The 14,930-nt window shown below is 69.5% G+C and carries 17 protein-coding genes, 1 tRNA gene and 2 riboswitches; of the genes, 12 read left to right on the forward strand and 6 right to left on the reverse strand.

Annotated elements, in window-relative coordinates:
* Positions 1–118 precede the first annotated feature (118 nt).
* A riboswitch (glycine riboswitch) is annotated at positions 119–220 on the forward strand.
* A riboswitch (glycine riboswitch) is annotated at positions 221–339 on the forward strand.
* A gap of 48 nt (positions 340–387) precedes the next feature.
* From gcvP to ACWKZU_RS10170, 5 genes are all read left to right on the forward strand, one after another.
* Complete coding sequence (gcvP, locus tag ACWKZU_RS10150) at positions 388–3,234, forward strand: aminomethyl-transferring glycine dehydrogenase (protein ID WP_449282206.1); 2,847 nt, start codon at positions 388–390, stop codon at positions 3,232–3,234.
* 85 nt (positions 3,235–3,319) lie between these two features.
* Entirely contained in the window at positions 3,320–4,546 is a 1,227-nt protein-coding gene (locus ACWKZU_RS10155; protein WP_449282207.1) for a glycine cleavage system aminomethyltransferase GcvT, read from the forward strand.
* A gap of 188 nt (positions 4,547–4,734) precedes the next feature.
* On the forward strand, positions 4,735–5,112 hold the full coding sequence (gcvH, locus tag ACWKZU_RS10160; protein ID WP_449282208.1) for a glycine cleavage system protein GcvH: 378 nt from the start codon (positions 4,735–4,737) through the stop codon (positions 5,110–5,112).
* A 39-nt stretch (positions 5,113–5,151) separates the two neighbouring features.
* Positions 5,152–6,564 carry an L-serine ammonia-lyase gene (locus ACWKZU_RS10165; protein ID WP_449282209.1) on the forward strand — a complete coding sequence of 471 codons (1,413 nt, stop codon included), beginning with the start codon at positions 5,152–5,154 and terminating at the stop codon, positions 6,562–6,564.
* Between the two features lie 188 nt (positions 6,565–6,752).
* Positions 6,753–8,258: an MFS transporter gene (locus ACWKZU_RS10170; RefSeq protein WP_449282210.1), complete on the forward strand. Its 1,506-nt coding sequence runs from the start codon at positions 6,753–6,755 to the stop codon at positions 8,256–8,258.
* Between the two features lie 142 nt (positions 8,259–8,400).
* On the opposite strand, the gene ACWKZU_RS10175 is transcribed toward ACWKZU_RS10170, so the two are convergent.
* Positions 8,401–8,937, reverse strand: coding sequence for a YbaK/EbsC family protein (locus ACWKZU_RS10175; RefSeq protein WP_449282211.1), 537 nt, complete (start codon positions 8,935–8,937; stop codon positions 8,401–8,403).
* 293 nt (positions 8,938–9,230) lie between these two features.
* Here ACWKZU_RS10175 and ACWKZU_RS10180 point away from each other — a divergent pair.
* A tRNA-Arg gene (locus ACWKZU_RS10180) sits at positions 9,231–9,306 on the forward strand.
* A 138-nt stretch (positions 9,307–9,444) separates the two neighbouring features.
* Here the strand turns inward: ACWKZU_RS10180 and ACWKZU_RS10185 are convergent.
* From ACWKZU_RS10185 to ACWKZU_RS10205, 5 genes are all read right to left on the reverse strand, one after another.
* Positions 9,445–10,653 carry a tyrosine-type recombinase/integrase gene (locus ACWKZU_RS10185; RefSeq protein WP_449282212.1) on the reverse strand — a complete coding sequence of 403 codons (1,209 nt, stop codon included), beginning with the start codon at positions 10,651–10,653 and terminating at the stop codon, positions 9,445–9,447.
* Positions 10,654–10,793: 140 nt separating this feature from the next.
* Positions 10,794–11,048, reverse strand: coding sequence for a hypothetical protein (locus tag ACWKZU_RS10190; RefSeq protein ID WP_449282213.1), 255 nt, complete (start codon positions 11,046–11,048; stop codon positions 10,794–10,796).
* Between the two features lie 13 nt (positions 11,049–11,061).
* Positions 11,062–11,766 carry a PASTA domain-containing protein gene (locus tag ACWKZU_RS10195; RefSeq protein WP_449282214.1) on the reverse strand — a complete coding sequence of 235 codons (705 nt, stop codon included), beginning with the start codon at positions 11,764–11,766 and terminating at the stop codon, positions 11,062–11,064.
* Positions 11,763–12,152: an ImmA/IrrE family metallo-endopeptidase gene (locus ACWKZU_RS10200; protein ID WP_449282215.1), complete on the reverse strand. Its 390-nt coding sequence runs from the start codon at positions 12,150–12,152 to the stop codon at positions 11,763–11,765. The genes ACWKZU_RS10195 and ACWKZU_RS10200 overlap by 4 nt, the downstream gene beginning before the upstream one ends.
* Before the next feature lie 8 nt (positions 12,153–12,160).
* The gene (locus ACWKZU_RS10205; RefSeq protein ID WP_449282216.1) at positions 12,161–12,583 is read right to left on the reverse strand and encodes a helix-turn-helix domain-containing protein; all 423 of its coding nucleotides are present in this window, start codon (positions 12,581–12,583) and stop codon (positions 12,161–12,163) included.
* Positions 12,584–12,622: 39 nt separating this feature from the next.
* Between ACWKZU_RS10205 and ACWKZU_RS10210 the strand changes: the two genes are divergently transcribed.
* The 6 genes from ACWKZU_RS10210 to ACWKZU_RS10235 form a co-directional block, all read left to right on the forward strand.
* Positions 12,623–12,949: a helix-turn-helix domain-containing protein gene (locus tag ACWKZU_RS10210; RefSeq protein WP_449282217.1), complete on the forward strand. Its 327-nt coding sequence runs from the start codon at positions 12,623–12,625 to the stop codon at positions 12,947–12,949.
* Positions 12,946–13,266, forward strand: a complete 321-nt coding sequence (locus tag ACWKZU_RS10215) for a hypothetical protein (protein WP_449282218.1) — start codon at positions 12,946–12,948, stop codon at positions 13,264–13,266. Before ACWKZU_RS10210 ends, ACWKZU_RS10215 begins: the two co-directional genes overlap by 4 nt.
* The gene (locus ACWKZU_RS10220; RefSeq protein ID WP_449282219.1) at positions 13,263–13,445 is read left to right on the forward strand and encodes a hypothetical protein; all 183 of its coding nucleotides are present in this window, start codon (positions 13,263–13,265) and stop codon (positions 13,443–13,445) included. The genes ACWKZU_RS10215 and ACWKZU_RS10220 overlap by 4 nt, the downstream gene beginning before the upstream one ends.
* Before the next feature lie 17 nt (positions 13,446–13,462).
* Positions 13,463–13,984, forward strand: a complete 522-nt coding sequence (locus ACWKZU_RS10225; RefSeq protein ID WP_449282220.1) for a hypothetical protein — start codon at positions 13,463–13,465, stop codon at positions 13,982–13,984.
* A 92-nt stretch (positions 13,985–14,076) separates the two neighbouring features.
* Entirely contained in the window at positions 14,077–14,748 is a 672-nt protein-coding gene (locus ACWKZU_RS10230) for a hypothetical protein (protein WP_449282221.1), read from the forward strand.
* A partial coding sequence (locus ACWKZU_RS10235; RefSeq protein WP_449282222.1) for a pentapeptide repeat-containing protein occupies positions 14,745–14,930 on the forward strand: 186 nt, incomplete at its 3' end. The genes ACWKZU_RS10230 and ACWKZU_RS10235, both read left to right, overlap by 4 nt.

The following is a 14,930-nucleotide window of genomic DNA, read 5'->3' on the forward strand; positions in this document are numbered from 1 at the left end:
TCGGCCGGCGGGAGCGGTGGTGCCCCCGGCCGGAGCGCCCCGCCCGGCCGCCGAAAGACCGGCCCGCCCGAAGACGCCGAGGCCTGGTAAGCTGGGCGCACTCTTGAATATCGGCCATCAAGCTGTGGCGGGAGAGCTCGGGATCGTGCGACCGCGACCCGGCGCCGTAGGAGCAAACCCTCCCCGGGAATCTCTCAGGCCCCCGTACCGCTGCAGCGCGGCAACTCTGGAAAGCAGCGCGGACCCCGCGGGTCCGCCGCTCACCGACGGTGCAAGGGCGCCCCGCGTGCGACAAGCGGAGCGCCTGAATCTCTCAGGTTCCGTAACAGAGCGGGGAGGATCCCACGTCAATACCCGCGCCCGCGCGGTCACCCCACGGAGATCCTCTTGACCATTGCCCCGAACGCAGCCGTATTCGCCGACCGACACATCGGCGTGACCGCGAGCGCCGACATCGAGCGGATGCTGTCGCAGCTCGGCTTCCCCAGCCTCGACGCGCTCGTGGACACCGCGGTGCCGGCCGACATCCGCAGCGACCGTCCGCTCGACCTCCCGGCTCCGCTCTCCGAGGAGGGGGTGCTCGCCCGGCTCCGCGAGATCGCCGGCCGCAACGTGCTGAAGACGCAGATGATCGGCCAGGGCTTCTACGGCACGATCACACCCCCGATCGTGCTGCGCAAGGTGCTCGAGAACCCCGCCTGGTACACCGCGTACACGCCCTATCAACCCGAGATCTCCCAGGGGCGGCTCGAAGCGCTGCTGAACTTCCAGACGATGGTCTCCGACCTCACCGCGCTGCCGATCGCCAACGCGTCGCTGCTCGACGAGTCGTCGGCCGCGGCCGAGGCCGTGCTGCTCATGCGCCGCGCGAACCGCGCCAAGGGATCGGCGAAGACCGTCGTCGACGCCAACCTGTTCCCGCAGACCATCTCGGTGATCCGCGGCCGCGCCGAGGCGCTCGGCTTCGAGGTCGAGGTCGCGGATCTCTCGCAGGGGCTGCCCGAGGGCGACATGTCGGGCATCGTGCTGCAGCAGCCCGGCAGCGACGGGGCGGTCGTGGATCACGCCGCCATCATCGCCGCGGCGCAGGATCGGGGGGCCATGGTCACGGTCGTCGCCGATCTGCTCGCGCTCGCGCTCATCACGCCTCCCGGAGAGCAGGGCGCCGATATCGCCGTGGGCAACACCCAGCGCTTCGGGGTGCCGCTCTTCTTCGGCGGCCCGCACGCGGCCTACATGGCGATCCGCGCTGGCCTCGAGCGCTCGATGCCGGGGCGTCTCGTCGGCGTCTCCAAGGACGACGCGGGCACCCCCGCGTACCGTCTCGCGCTGCAGACCCGCGAGCAGCACATCCGCCGTGAGAAGGCCACGAGCAACATCTGCACCGCGCAGGCGCTGCTCGCGATCACCGCGTCGATGTTCGCCGTCTACCACGGGCCCGCCGGGATCAAGGCGATCGCCGAGCGCACCCACGCCCGCGCGCGCACCCTCGCCGCCGCGCTCGCCGGTGCGGGCATCGAGCTCGCCCGCACCGAGTTCTTCGACACGATCGTGGCGAAGGTGCCCGGCCGCGCTGAGCGGGTGATCGCCGACGCCGAGGTGGCGGGTATCAACCTGCGCCGCATCGACGCCGACACCGTCGGCGTCTCCACCGACGAGACCACCACGGCCGAGATCATCGAGACCCTCGCCGGGGTGTTCGGGGCGCCGGTCGCCGAGACGGTCGCGGAGGGCGACTACGGCTTCGCCCCCGAGCTCGTGCGCGAAAGCGACTACCTCACGCACCCGATCTTCAACTCGGTGCGCTCCGAGACCCAGATGCTGCGCTACCTGCGCCGCCTCTCGGGCCGCGACCTCGCGCTCGACCGCACCATGATCCCGCTCGGCTCCTGCACGATGAAGCTCAACTCGACCGCCGAGATGGAGTCCATCTCCTGGCCCGAGTTCGCCGGGATCCACCCCTACGCGCCCGACCACCAGAGCGCCGGCTGGCGCGAACTCATCACCGATCTCGAGGACCGCCTCGTCGAGATCACCGGCTATGCGGGCGTCTCCCTGCAGCCCAACGCGGGATCGCAGGGGGAGTACGCCGGCCTGCTCGCCATCCGCGGCTATCACCTCGCGAACGGCGACGCGCAGCGCGACGTCTGCCTCATCCCCGCATCGGCGCACGGCACCAACGCCGCATCGGCCGTGCTGGCGGGCATGAAGGTCGTCGTGGTGCAGAACACCGAGACCGGCACGATCGACCTCGACGACCTCGACGCGAAGATCGCCGAGCACCGCGACGCGCTCGCCGCCATCATGATCACCTACCCGTCGACGTACGGCCTGTACGACGTCGACGTGCGCGAGGTCTGCGAGAGGATCCACGCGGCCGGCGGGCAGGTGTACATCGACGGCGCCAACATGAACGCCCTCGTGGGCCTGGCGAAGCCGGGCGAGTTCGGCGGCGACGTGTCGCACCTCAACCTGCACAAGACCTTCGCGATCCCGCACGGGGGCGGCGGCCCCGGCGTGGGGCCGGTGGCGGTCGCCGAGCACCTGCTGCCGTACCTGCCGGGCGACCCCACGGGCGGGTACACGGTGCGCGACGGGATCCCCGTGGTCGCGACCCTCTTCGGCTCCGCCGGCGTGCTGCCGATCTCGTGGGCCTACATCGCGATGCTCGGCTCCGAGGGGCTCACCCGGGCCACCAAGCACGCGCTGCTGGGCGCCAACTACATCGCCTCGCGGCTGCGGGATCACTTCCCGGTGCTGTTCACGGGAGAGAGCGGGCTCGTCGCGCACGAGTGCATCCTCGACCTGCGCGAGCTCACCGCGAAGACCGGCGTCACCGCCGAGGACGTGGCGAAGCGCCTCATCGACTTCGGCTTCCACGCACCGACCCTCGCATTCCCCGTGGCGGGCACGCTCATGGTCGAGCCGACCGAGTCGGAGGATCTCGGGGAGCTCGAGCGCTTCATCGAGGCGATGGTCACGATCCGCCGCGAGATCGATCAGGTCGCCGCGGGCGACTTCCCGCTCGAGGACTCCCCGCTGCGCCGCGCCCCGCACACCGCTGCAGCGGTCGTGTCGAGCGGCTGGGACCGGCCCTACCCGGTCGAGCAGGCCGCCTTCCCGGTCGCCTCGCTGCGCGTCGACAAGTACTTCCCTCCGGTGGGCCGCATCGACGGCGCGCACGGCGACCGCAACCTGATCTGCTCCTGCCCGGCCCCCGAGGCCTTCGAATAGGCCGTCATTCTGCGCGCAGTCGCAGAATCCACCCACCGCATTGAGATCCTGCGACTCGCTCCGGCAGGATGACGAAAGGACACCGATGACCGCACCGAAGCGCACCGCGCTGTACGAGGAGCACGCCGAGCTCGGCGCCTCCTTCACCGACTTCGGCGGCTGGGACATGCCGCTGAAGTACGGCTCCGAGCTGGCCGAGCACCGCGCCGTGCGGGAGGCCGCGGGCCTCTTCGACCTCTCCCACATGGGCGAGGTGTGGGTCTCCGGACCCGACGCCGCGATCTTCCTCAACACCGCTCTCGTGGGCAACCTCGCCGCGGTCGAGGCGGGCAGGGCCAAGTACTCGCTCATCTGCAACGCGGACGGAGGGATCATCGACGACCTCATCGTCTACCGCGTGGCCGGCACGAGGTACCTGGTGGTGCCGAACGCGGGCAACGCCGAGACGGTCGCGGGGCTGCTCGCGGAGCGCGCCGCGGGCTTCGACGTCGAGGTCGCGGACGCCTCGGCCGAGACGAGCCTCGTCGCGGTGCAGGGGCCGGCGGCCGAGCGGATCCTGCTCGATGTGCTCGACGAGCAGCACCACGAGGCCGTGACCGGGCTGCGCTACTACGCGTGGACCGCCGTGACGGTCGAAGCGCCGGGCGCCGCAGCAGACGGCACTGCGTCGGTCGATGGCGACGGAGGAGCTATCGCCGCCGCGGTCAGCGGCGGCGCAGACGGCACTGCGTCGGTCGATGGCGACGGAGGAGCTATCGACATCCTCCTGGCGCGCACCGGGTACACGGGAGAGGGCGGCTTCGAGCTGTTCATCCCGAACGACCGCGCCGCCGAGCTCTGGAAGCTGCTTCTCCGAGCGGGCGAGCGGCACGGGCTGATCCCCGCGGGCCTCGCCTCGCGCGACTCGCTGCGCCTCGAGGCCGGTATGCCGCTCTACGGCAACGAGCTGAGCCTCGAGGTCACGGCCTTCGAGGCCGGCCTGGGCGCGGTCGTCTCGTTCAAGAAGGAGGAGCGCTTCGTGGGGCGCGATGCGCTGGAGGCGCGCCGCGAGGCGGGCCCGAGCATGCGCCTCGTCGGTCTCCAGGGCGCGGGCCGGCGCGCAGGCCGAGCCGGCTACTCGGTGCTCTCGGGCGGCGAGGTGGTGGGCCGGATCACGAGCGGCCAGCCCAGCCCCACCCTCGGCTACCCGGTCGCGATCGCCTACGTGGACCCCGCCTACGCCGAGCCGGGCACCGCACTCGAGGTCGACCTGCGCGGCAAGGCGGAGCCCTTCGAGGTGGTGGCCCTGCCCTTCTACCGGCGCGAGCAGTAGCGGCCTCCGTCCATCCTGATTCCGTCATCCTGCGGCCACGAAGGTGGCGCAGTGGCGCCACCGCCCTTCACGCACGATCGCGATGCGATGGTTTTCCAGTGAAGAGCGCACAGTACCCATCCCGAAGAACCGAGATCCTGCGACTTCGCGCAGGGTGACACCTCCAGATAGATAAAGGAATACACATCATGAGCAAGGTACAGACCGGACTGCGCTACTCGGCCGAGCACGAGTGGATCGACGGCGGCACCCCCGCGACGGTCGGCATCAGCGAGGTGGCGGCCGACGCCCTCGGCGAGATCGTCTACGTCGACCTGCCCGAGGTGGGCGCGAACATCACCGTGGGCCAGGTGGTCGGCGAGGTCGAGTCGACGAAGTCGGTGTCGGAGCTCTTCTCGCCCGTCGCCGGCGAGGTGGTCGAGGTCAACGAGACCGCCGTGGCCGACCCCGCGCTCATCAACTCGGACCCCTACGGCGAGGGCTGGCTGTTCCGCGTGGCCGTCTCCGAGGAGGGGCCGCTGCTGAGCGCCGAGCAGTACGCCGCCGACAACGGGGCCGAGATCTAGCCGCGCTGCGGGATCCGGATCCGGGAGCGAGGACCCGCCGTGGCCGTCAGCGTGTTCGACCTGTTCAAGGTCGGGATCGGGCCGTCGAGTTCGCACACGGTGGGTCCGATGCGCGCGGCCCGCAGCTTCGTCGAGCGGCTGCATCACGCTGAGCTGCTCGGTGCGGTGCGGGGGCTGCGGGTCGATCTCTACGGTTCGCTCGCGGCCACCGGCCGTGGGCACGGCACCTTCACCGCCGTGCTGCTGGGCCTCGAGGGCCACGATCCCGCGCACGTGCTGCCCGAGGAGGTGGATCGCGCGCTCGAGCGCATCGAATCCACCGGCCGGTTGCGCCTCGCGGCCGAGCTCGGTGTGCCGCCGGTCGAGTTGCCGTTCGGCGTGCCCGACATCGTGCTGCACCCGCTCACGGTGCTGCCGCGGCACACGAACGGCATGCGCTTCGCCGTGACCGGCGCGGGCGGCGACGCGATCGAGGAGCAGACGTACTTCTCGGTGGGCGGCGGGTTCATCCTGCGCGAGGGCGCCGAGCAGGAGGTGCAGGAGAAGCTCGACGCGGCCATCGCCGAGCGCCCCTACCCGTTCACGACCGCGGCCGAGCTGCTCGCGCACGCGCGTCGCTCGGGGCGGTCGATCGCCGGAGTGATGCTCGCCAACGAGCTCGCGACCCGCTCGGAGGGCGAGGTGCGGGACGGGCTGGCCCGCATCTGGGAGGTGATGGAGGCCTGCAAGGACTCCGCGCTGGTGCGCACGGGCGTGCTCCCGGGCGGGCTCGAGGTGCGGCGGCGCGCGCCCGAGTGGCACCGGCGGCTGAGCGAGCAGGATCCGGATCGGGATCCCCGCTACTGGCAGGAGTGGATCAACCTCGTGGCGCTGGCGGTCAACGAGGAGAACGCGTCGGGCGGCCGTGTGGTGACGGCGCCGACGAACGGGGCCGCCGGCATCATCCCGGCCGTGCTCTTCTACGCCACTCACTACCTGCCCGGCACGGGCGAGCGGTCGGCCGGGGAGCGGCAGCGCGTCGTCGCCGACTTCCTGCTGGCCGCCGCCGCGGTGGGGGTGCTCTACAAGGAGCAGGCGTCGATCTCGGGGGCCGAGGTGGGTTGCCAGGGAGAGGTGGGATCGGCGTCGTCGATGGCGGCGGCGGGTCTCGCGCAGGTGCTCGGCGGCACCCCGGAGCAGGTGGAGAACGCCGCCGAGATCGCGATGGAGCACAACCTCGGCCTCACCTGCGACCCCGTGGGCGGTCTCGTGCAGATCCCGTGCATCGAGCGCAATGCCATCGCGGCCTCCAAGGCCGTCAACGCCGCGAAGATGGCGCTCATGGGCGACGGCTCCCACCACGTCAGCCTGGACCAGGTCATCGCGACGATGCGGGAGACCGGGCGGGACATGAGCGACAAGTACAAGGAGACCGCCATGGGCGGGCTCGCCGTCAACGTCATCGAGTGCTGAGGAGTGCGCTCTCTCGCCCGCTCCCGGGACGCCTCGCGCTGATCCGGCATCGCCGAAAGAAGGATTTCGCGTCTTTCTCCGCCCAAACACACGAGTTTTTCGCCTTTCGAGAGGATCTGCGCAACCCGCGTCGGGGCGATAGGCCGACACCCGGGAGCGGCGAACCCGCGGGGCTCTACTATGAATCCATGAGCGGAACACCAGCGGGCGGAGGCTCGCTCTCCCAGCGTCTCGACGCGCTGCCCTTCACGCGCAAGCACGGCCGCGTACTCACCGGATCGGGGATCGGGTGGGCCCTCGACGCGATGGACGTCGGCCTCATCTCGTTCATCATCGCCGCCCTCACCCAGCACTGGGGCATCGGCAAGGCCGAGAGCGGCCTCATCGCGTCGATCGGCTTCGCGGGCATGGCGGTGGGTGCGAGTCTCGGCGGTCTGCTGGCCGACCGCTTCGGACGCCGCCAGGTCTTCGCGCTCACGCTGCTGGTCTATGGGATCGCCACCGGCGCCAGCGCTCTCGTGGGCGGGGTGGCACTGCTGCTCGTGCTGCGCTTCTTCGTGGGTCTCGGCCTCGGCGCGGAACTGCCGGTCGCCTCGACCTATGTCAGCGAGTTCGCGCCGGCCCGCATCCGCGGCCGGCTCATCGTGAGCCTCGAGGCGTTCTGGGCCGTGGGCTGGACCGCGGCGGCCGTGATCGGCTACTTCGTGGTGCCCGCCGATGAGAACGGCTGGCGCTGGGCCTTCGCGCTCGGCGCGATCCCCGCCGTGTACGCGCTCGTGGTGCGGTGGGGGCTGCCGGAGTCTCCGCGCTGGCTCATGGGCCGGGGTCGCGCCGACGAGGCCGAGCGCATCGTCGCCGAGTTCGAGCGCTCGGCCCGCGGAACCGCCGGGCACACGCCGGAGCAGGCGCAGCACGCGGATCCGGGATCCGCTCCGGGGCAGGTCGATGCGCGGCAGGGCGCCGCCGGATCCGCCCTGCACGGGGCGACCGCGCCCGGTGCCGTAGCGTCGAGCGCTGCCGTGCCCGATGCGGTGGCGCCCGGTGCCGCCGCGCCCGGTGCCGCCGCGCAGCAGAGCCGCTTCGCCGCCTCCGCGGGGGCGCGTCTCGCTGCGCTGTGGTCATCGGAGTTCCGAGGCCGCACCATCTCGATCTGGGTGGTGTGGTTCTGCGTCAACTTCGCGTACTACGGCGCGTTCATCTGGATCCCGAGCATCCTCGTCGACGCCGGTTTCAGTCTCGTGCGCTCCTTCGGCTTCACGCTGATCATCACGCTCGCGCAGCTTCCGGGCTACGCGGTGGCGGCCTGGCTGATCGAGGTGTGGGGCCGGCGCCTCACCCTCTCCGTGTTCCTGGCCGGATCCGCGATCTCGGCGATCGTGTTCGGCACGGTGCACACCGAGGGGGCGATCATCGGGGCGGGGATGGCGCTGTCGTTCTTCAACCTCGGCGCCTGGGGAGCCCTGTACGCGGTGACGCCCGAGATCTATCCGACGTCGCTGCGGGCCACCGGCGCCGGCTGGGCCGCGGGGGTGGGGCGCATCGCGTCGATCGTCGCGCCGCTGGTCGTGCCGCTGCTGCTGACGGCCGGGGGAGCGGGCCTCACCTTCGCCGTCTTCTCGGTCTTCTTCATCGTCGCGGCGGCGGCCACCTGGGGACTCGTGGACCGCCGCGGCAAGGCGCTCGACGACCGCTGATCGGCTGCGCCCGCCGGGCGCGCGCTCTGCATGGTGGGTCGGGTGCCCTTCCGGTCGAGCGGGAACTCCGCCGGACGAGCGGGCGCAGCGGGTCGAAACCAGCTGCGGAGCCCGCCGATCGAATCGATCCCGCAGCGCCGGATCAGACCTCCGTCGCGAGCCCCTCGATCAGCTCGACGCCGGGGAGCGCGCACAGCGTCTCGCCCGGCAGGGCGATCTTGGCGGCGCGGATCCCCGCTCCGATGATGGCCTCGGGCACGTCGCGCACGCGCGAGTCGACGAGGATCCGCCACCCCTCGGGCAGGCCGAGCGGGGTGATGCCGCCGTACTCCATCCCGGTGAGCGAAACCGCCTCGTCCATCGGCGCGAAGCTCGCCTTGCGCGCCTCGAGCAGCTTGCGCACGGTCTTGTTGACGTCGGCCCGGGTGGTGGCGAGGACCACGCACGCGGCGTAGGTGACGTCGTCGCCGCGGCGCCCCGCCACGACGATGCAGTTGGCCGAGGCGGCGGGCTCCACGCCGTACGCCTCGCAGAACGCCGCGGTGTCGGCCAGCTCGGCGTCGATCCCGGCCACGCGGATGCCCGCCGACACCGTCGGGTCGAGCTGCGCGACCGCGTCGCGCACGGGCGCTGCGAGCAGTTCGGGGGCCTCGGCGGCGGGGAGCAGGTCCAGGGGCATCTTCACACTCCGGCATCGGCGGTTCGGGATCGCTCCGAGCATATCGGAGTGGTCCGTTCGTCGCGGCCCTCCTGCCCTCCTGCCCTCCTGCCCTCCTGCCCTCCTGCCGCCCTGCCGCTCAGGTGCCTCGGTGCCCGGCTGCACACCGAAGCGATTGTTCGAGCGCGAGGCCTTCGGCGCGGATGGAACCCTCGGGGCGGAGCAATCGCCTCGGTTTCGAAGGGGCAGCGGAACCGCGGTGCGCGGGTGGGGCCCGAATGTGCGCTAGGCTAGTCGCTGTTGTCGACTTGCTCGCCTCCGTAGCTCAGGGGATAGAGCGCCGGTTTCCGGTACCGTAGGTCGGGGGTTCGAATCCCTCCGGGGGCACCAGACAACGAGAAGAGGCTGACCAACTAGAAATAGCTGGTCAGCCTCTTTTTTTGTGCCCGAACGCGGGTCGGGACGGGCGGTGCTCGATGGTCCGGGTGTATTAGGACCGTAGGTCACGTGGGGCAGACGTGGGGCAAACTACCCGCGACGGCGGATCCCCGGGAACGCGACCACGTTGTCAGGCAGCGGGCCCGCCTCGCCCTTCTTGCGCTTCGATTTCTTCGGCTTGGGTGTGAAATTGCGGGGATCCGGGACCGCGTCCGCGGCCTCAGCGGCGACCTTCGAACGGCGGTGCGCATAGCGCTCCGTCGTGCTGATCGAGGCATGTCCGAGGAGGTCGGCGATCTCCGCGAGCGAGCGGCCGTCCTCCAGCTGCTCCGTGGCGTAGGTGTGCCGGGTGGTGTGAATCGTCACCGGGTCGAGATCCGACGTCTTGTTCAGCTTCGCCCGGGCGACCGCGGGGCTCCAGCTGCGGCGGTGCCAGTTCGAGTAGTCGAGCGGCGTGCCGGCGGTGGTCGCGAACACGTAGTGGCCGGGCGGTGTGCGCTCGACGACGGGGCGCACGATCTCGATCACCCAATCAGCGATCGGCGTGGTCCGTCGCTTCTTGCCCTTGGTGTAGGCGACAAGGATGCGGTTGTGTGAGTCCCACGCCTGGCGCCAGCGGATCTCCTTGCGCTCGAAATTGAAGTGCTCAGGGGTGAGCGCGACGGCTTCGCCCCATCGGGGACCGGCACCGAAGAGGACGGCGGCGAACGCCTGGTCCCGCTCGGCTTCCCAGCGCTCCTTCGCTGTCGCGTCGTCGTCGGCGCCGAGCGCGCGGAACAGCTTCTGCTTCTCCCTCGGGGTGAGCACGCGCTCATTCTCGTTCGTGGGGAACTTGAGGCCGAGCCGTGCAGCCGGGTTCGCGGCGAGCACTTCAGCGTCGACGGCAGCGTTCAGGGATGTGGAGAAGAGCGCGAGCGCGCGCTTCACGCTCTGCGGCGCGAGCCCGTCTGCCTTCAGCTCGACCGCCCACTGCTTCACGGCCTGCCGAGTGATATCGACGAGTCGGGTCTCGCCCCACTTCGGGAGCAATCGCGTGTTGATCCGTGACTCGTCGCGGCGCATCGTGCTCGCCTCGACATAGCGGGCGGTGAGCCATTCCTCGCACCACTCTCCCCAGGTGCGCTCGGCCGCTCGGGGATCGCGCCATCCGAGCTGCTGAGCTTCCGTCTCGAGCGCGGCAGCGGCGGTCTGGGCGCGCTTCTTGTGAGCGTAGGTGTCGGGGGTGTAGCGCTTTTGGCCGCCGGGGATGCGGTAGCCGCCGCGGTATCGGCCGGAGGGGAGCTGTTCTGTCCAAGCCATCAGCGCACCGCCTGCAAGTGGGCGTGTTGGGCTACGGTAGTGTTCATCGGTTCGCCTTTCTGGTGGATCGGTGTGTGCCCTCGTGGCGCGGTTCTTGCTTGCCGGCGGAACGCGCTGCGGGGGCTTTTTCTGTTTCTGGGCTACTGGGTGGGAACTGTCGCCGGAGCGGGTGAGATCCCGTACTGCTGGGCCGGTATGGTGTGGCTGTTCCACCAGGACCGGTGACCGCAGAATTGGCACTTCTTGTAGAAGAGCGGGACGAGGAGGAACAGCAGGCCGGTAACGGCTGCGAGGCCGACGAGTGACCATGTGCGCCCGATGTTGGCGGCTCCGCCCTCGCACGGCTTGCAGTCGATGCAACCCTTCTGCGAGTAAACGTTGAGGTGTTGGCTCATCGGTTGTATCTCCTTAGTAGGCGAGGAAGTCGTCCATGGCAGGGGCGCCGTTGGTGCCCGACATGTGGCACTCGACGTTCATCTTGCGCTCAGCGTTGAACTCGTTGGTCACGGTGGCCTCGAACTTCATGTACCACCCGGCCTCGGTCTGCTCCTCTGCGAGCTTGCCCATCACCGTGTGCAGTTTCACGCCATAAGGGAACTGCAGCTCTGAGTAGTTCTCGCAGAACACCTGTGCTTCGACGGCCTCGAGCGGGGTCGCGGCGTAGTCGGCCTCGCGCGCTGCGGTCTCCGCTTCTCGATCCTTCTTCTCTGCGGCGAGGCGCTCGTCGGCTCGAACGAGCTGGAGTGTGACCGTGCTGCCGGCGGCGACTGAGGTTCCCGCTGCAGGGTCCGTTCCTGTCGCATCCCAGTTGGAAGCCGCGACGACCGCTTCGTCTCCGCCGTCGTACTGCACCATGAGGCCGAGATTCGAGAGCGTCTCGCGTGCCTCGTTTCCGGGGAGGCCAGCGACGTCGGGGATCTCGATCTCTTCCACCGCAGCTGTCTCGGTGGCTGTGCTCTGCTCGGCAGCCGCGGGCTTCGCGTCATCGGTCTTGCCGTAGCCAAGTGCGTTAAGGATCAGACCGAGGACGAACAAGCCGCCGATAGCGATCCAGAACCACTTGTTCTTCCAGATGCTCTTCTTGGCAGTCTGCTCGGTAGCGGGGGCTGTCATGCGGCTGTCCTTTCAGCGAGGAATGTGTGCAGGCAGTGCTTCTGCCATGCGATCACGAGCTTAGGGGTAAGGCCGAGCTCGAGAGCAACCGCTGCGGGGTGGGGGTTGATGCGTTCGGCTCGCGCGTACGCGGCCGGTTCGATGGTGAACCGAGCGGCCCACCGCCACGCCTGGGCCTCGGTGCGGGCCGTGGTGCAGTCGTGGCCGAAGTGGGCGTGCCCGAGCTCGTGCGCCAGGGCTTCGATCTCCTGCGCCTCTGTGAGTCCCCTCGCGATGATGATGAGGTTCTTCGAGGGGCGATAGAGGGAGCGGTACGGAGCGGGGAGCGTGCCGTGGATTACGAGCACGCCCTGCCGCTGCGCCTCTCTGAGCAGCCGCTGGTGCATGGGGCCTCCTAGGGTGTGTCCGGTGCTTCCTGTTCGGGTTGTGGATCTTCGCCGTGCAGTGCGGCGTGGCGGTCGGCGAGGGCTTGCTGTACCTCGGTGTCGTCGGCGTCGCCGATCTCGAGGGGCTCTTCGCTGCGGGGTCGATAGTCGCTGAGACGTACGACATTCCTGAGGGCGGGTGCCTTGACGGCGGTCTCTGCCTTCTCCAACAGCACGATGACGTCGAGGCCCAGCACCTGAGCGATCTCATCGAGGTCATTGAGGTCGAGGGCCTTCTCGCCATTCACGCGCTGATTGACGTAGGTGGCCGACTTGCCGATCATCTTCGCGAGCGCTCTGCCAGAGATGCGCTGAGCGCCCATCTCGCGACGGATCTGTTCTGCGACCGCTTGCGCCTGAGGGCTCGCGGGCTCCTTCGTTCCACTAGGCATGGGGTTGAGCGTACTCGAATAGGCAGCAAACGTCCACCTATGGCTGCTTTGAACGCAAAATCGCTGTTACATCTGCGTTCTGGGTTGCATATGACCGCATATGCGTTCATGATGGACGACATGAGCCAGAAAACAGTTACCGCGGCCACTGTTGCCGCCAACGTGAGAGCAGAAATCGCCGCCAACGGCATGACGATCAAGCAGCTGGGCGAGGTGCTCGGTCTCGGTGAGCGGGCGGCGTCGCGCCGCTGGCACGGCGAGGTCGCCTACTCCCTCGACGAACTCGCGAAGCTGGGGGAGCACTTCGATATTCCGTGGTCGGAGTTCGCTCGGCCCCGTCGTCTCGCTGGGGGTGCAGCAGCATGAGCGCGCTGGAGGTGTTCAAGCCTGCCGAGTCGCTCGAGGAGGCGGTGCAGCGCGACCTCGACGCGATCTCGCAGAAGCGGTTCGTGTCGACGTTCGAGGCCTCGCTGATCGCCGGCTGCCACTTGGAGACGGTGCGAGACGCTCTCCGAGAGGGCACCCTCCACGGATCGCAGCGCATGAAGGGCGGAACCTGGAAGCTCCGGCCGGCGTGTGTGGAGGCGTGGGTCGATGGGATGCCGTGTGAGCACCAGGAAGAGACGAAGCGCCCGGTGTCGCTCGCGGACTGGCGTGCTCGCCCGGTCGGGAGCCGATCGTGAGCGCCGCGCAGGTACTCGTGGTGCTGATCGCTGCCGCAGTCGGGATCGCATCGCTCGCCGTCTACGTAGCTCGCGTGTGCGTTGGTCTCGTGGACTCGCTGGACGGGTCGGCGCTCCTCGCGCTCGTCGCGTTCGCGGTGGCGCTCTTCGCGACGATCTCGACGAGGGCCGAACGGTGATCATCACAGGGCTGGACTTGTCGCTCACGTCAACGGGTATGGCGCGGATCGTGACCGGCGACTTCGGGCCGTCGTCGATCGCGCTGTGCACGGTGAAGTCGCAGCCGGGCGGCTCCTCGGTGGAGGGGCGGCTGGACCGGCTGGCGGCGATCGTCTCCGACGTCGAGGACTTCGTGCTCCCGGGCTCGCTCGTGGTGATCGAGTCGCCGGCCTACTCGCGGCAGGCGGGGGCGCGGCACGAGCGGTCTGGGCTCTGGTGGATGGTCGCTCGGGCGGCGAAGGCGAAGGGCTGCCGAGTGGTGGAGTGTTCGCCGACTGCTCGGCAACGGTACGCGGTGGGGCGCGCTGGGAGCAGCGTGTCGAAGGCGGACGTGATGGGTGCGATGCGGGCAGGGTTCCCGCAGGCGACGGTCGCGAATCATGACGAGGCTGACGCGCTGGTGCTCGCAGCGCTGGGTGCTCGCCTCGTGGGTTTCCCGGTCGACGTGGAGGCGTCGTTCCGGGTGGAGGCTGCGGCCTCTGTGAAGGGCGAGCTGTAGCGCTGTAGCGCTCACCGCCGATACAGGTTCCGGCCTCCCTCTGGGGTCGGGGGTGTGTTCAGTGCACCCAATTTCAGGAAGGAAATCGACAAATGGTTCATGTTGCAGGGTCTCTGCCGACTGGTGAGGCGAACGGGCTGGAGGCGCACTCGCTCGCTCTGGCGAAGGCGCTCTCGAACGGGCGCAAGCACTTCATCGTCGGCGTCGTGGAGACGGATTCGGTGAAGACCAAGAAGAAGGATCTGTCGCCGGATCCGACGATCGCGTTCACGCGGGTGGAGCTGGTGCCTTTCGAGGGCGATCTCGAGGAGGCGGCGGCGGATCTGCTGCAGGCGCTCGGCGATGCGCGTCGTGGGGGTGCGGGGCAGCAGTCGTTCGACCTGAAGGGTGAGCAGAAGCGGGAGGAGCCGGAGATCGCGGCTCTCGAGTCGGGGCCGGGCTACTACTTCCAGGTCCGGGATCTACCGGCGGGCCGGTTCGGTCTGTACCTGTGCACGCAGCACGTCGAGGGCGTGGGGAAGCGCGGGAATCTGATGCGCTCCGAACTCGGGGAGGTCGCGCCGGGGGAGTACCAGCTGCACGAGCTGCCGGAGTCGCTGCGGGAGCTGGCTGCGGTGCTGATCGAGGAGTGGGAGACGAACACGGGTTCGTCGGTGCTCGTCGATGAGGACGTGGTGGATGCCGAGGTGGTCGAGGACGACGAGTACGCGGAGGACCAGGCCGAGGAGTCGGCTGACGACGAAGACGGCGAGGAAGAGGAATGACGAAGGACGAGCTGATTCGGTCGCTCACGACTGCGCGTCGTGAGGGCCGTGTGCCTCGTGTGCCGTGGGGGTCGAACCTCGGCGGTGCAGACCTCGGCGGTGCATACCTCCGCGGTGCATACCTCCGCGGTGCAGACCTCGGCGGTGCAGACCTCGGCGGTGCAGACCTCCGCGGTGCATAC

It is taken from the genome of Leucobacter sp. (assembly GCF_053528595.1).

What these genes read in the sequence shown, in the direction of transcription:
- ACWKZU_RS10155 (WP_449282207.1), top strand. Translation starts at nt 3,320, where the DNA reads ATGACCGCACCGAAGCGCACCGCGCTGTACGAGGAGCACGCCGAGCTC.
- gcvH (WP_449282208.1), top strand. Translation starts at nt 4,735, where the DNA reads ATGAGCAAGGTACAGACCGGACTGCGCTACTCGGCCGAGCACGAGTGG.
- ACWKZU_RS10170 (WP_449282210.1), top strand. Translation starts at nt 6,753, where the DNA reads ATGAGCGGAACACCAGCGGGCGGAGGCTCGCTCTCCCAGCGTCTCGAC.
- ACWKZU_RS10175 (WP_449282211.1), bottom strand. Translation starts at nt 8,937, where the DNA reads ATGCCCCTGGACCTGCTCCCCGCCGCCGAGGCCCCCGAACTGCTCGCA.
- ACWKZU_RS10185 (WP_449282212.1), bottom strand. Translation starts at nt 10,653, where the DNA reads ATGGCTTGGACAGAACAGCTCCCCTCCGGCCGATACCGCGGCGGCTAC.
- ACWKZU_RS10190 (WP_449282213.1), bottom strand. Translation starts at nt 11,048, where the DNA reads ATGAGCCAACACCTCAACGTTTACTCGCAGAAGGGTTGCATCGACTGC.
- ACWKZU_RS10195 (WP_449282214.1), bottom strand. Translation starts at nt 11,766, where the DNA reads ATGACAGCCCCCGCTACCGAGCAGACTGCCAAGAAGAGCATCTGGAAG.
- ACWKZU_RS10200 (WP_449282215.1), bottom strand. Translation starts at nt 12,152, where the DNA reads ATGCACCAGCGGCTGCTCAGAGAGGCGCAGCGGCAGGGCGTGCTCGTA.
- ACWKZU_RS10205 (WP_449282216.1), bottom strand. Translation starts at nt 12,583, where the DNA reads ATGCCTAGTGGAACGAAGGAGCCCGCGAGCCCTCAGGCGCAAGCGGTC.
- ACWKZU_RS10210 (WP_449282217.1), top strand. Translation starts at nt 12,623, where the DNA reads ATGGCTGCTTTGAACGCAAAATCGCTGTTACATCTGCGTTCTGGGTTG.
- ACWKZU_RS10215 (WP_449282218.1), top strand. Translation starts at nt 12,946, where the DNA reads ATGAGCGCGCTGGAGGTGTTCAAGCCTGCCGAGTCGCTCGAGGAGGCG.
- ACWKZU_RS10230 (WP_449282221.1), top strand. Translation starts at nt 14,077, where the DNA reads ATGGTTCATGTTGCAGGGTCTCTGCCGACTGGTGAGGCGAACGGGCTG.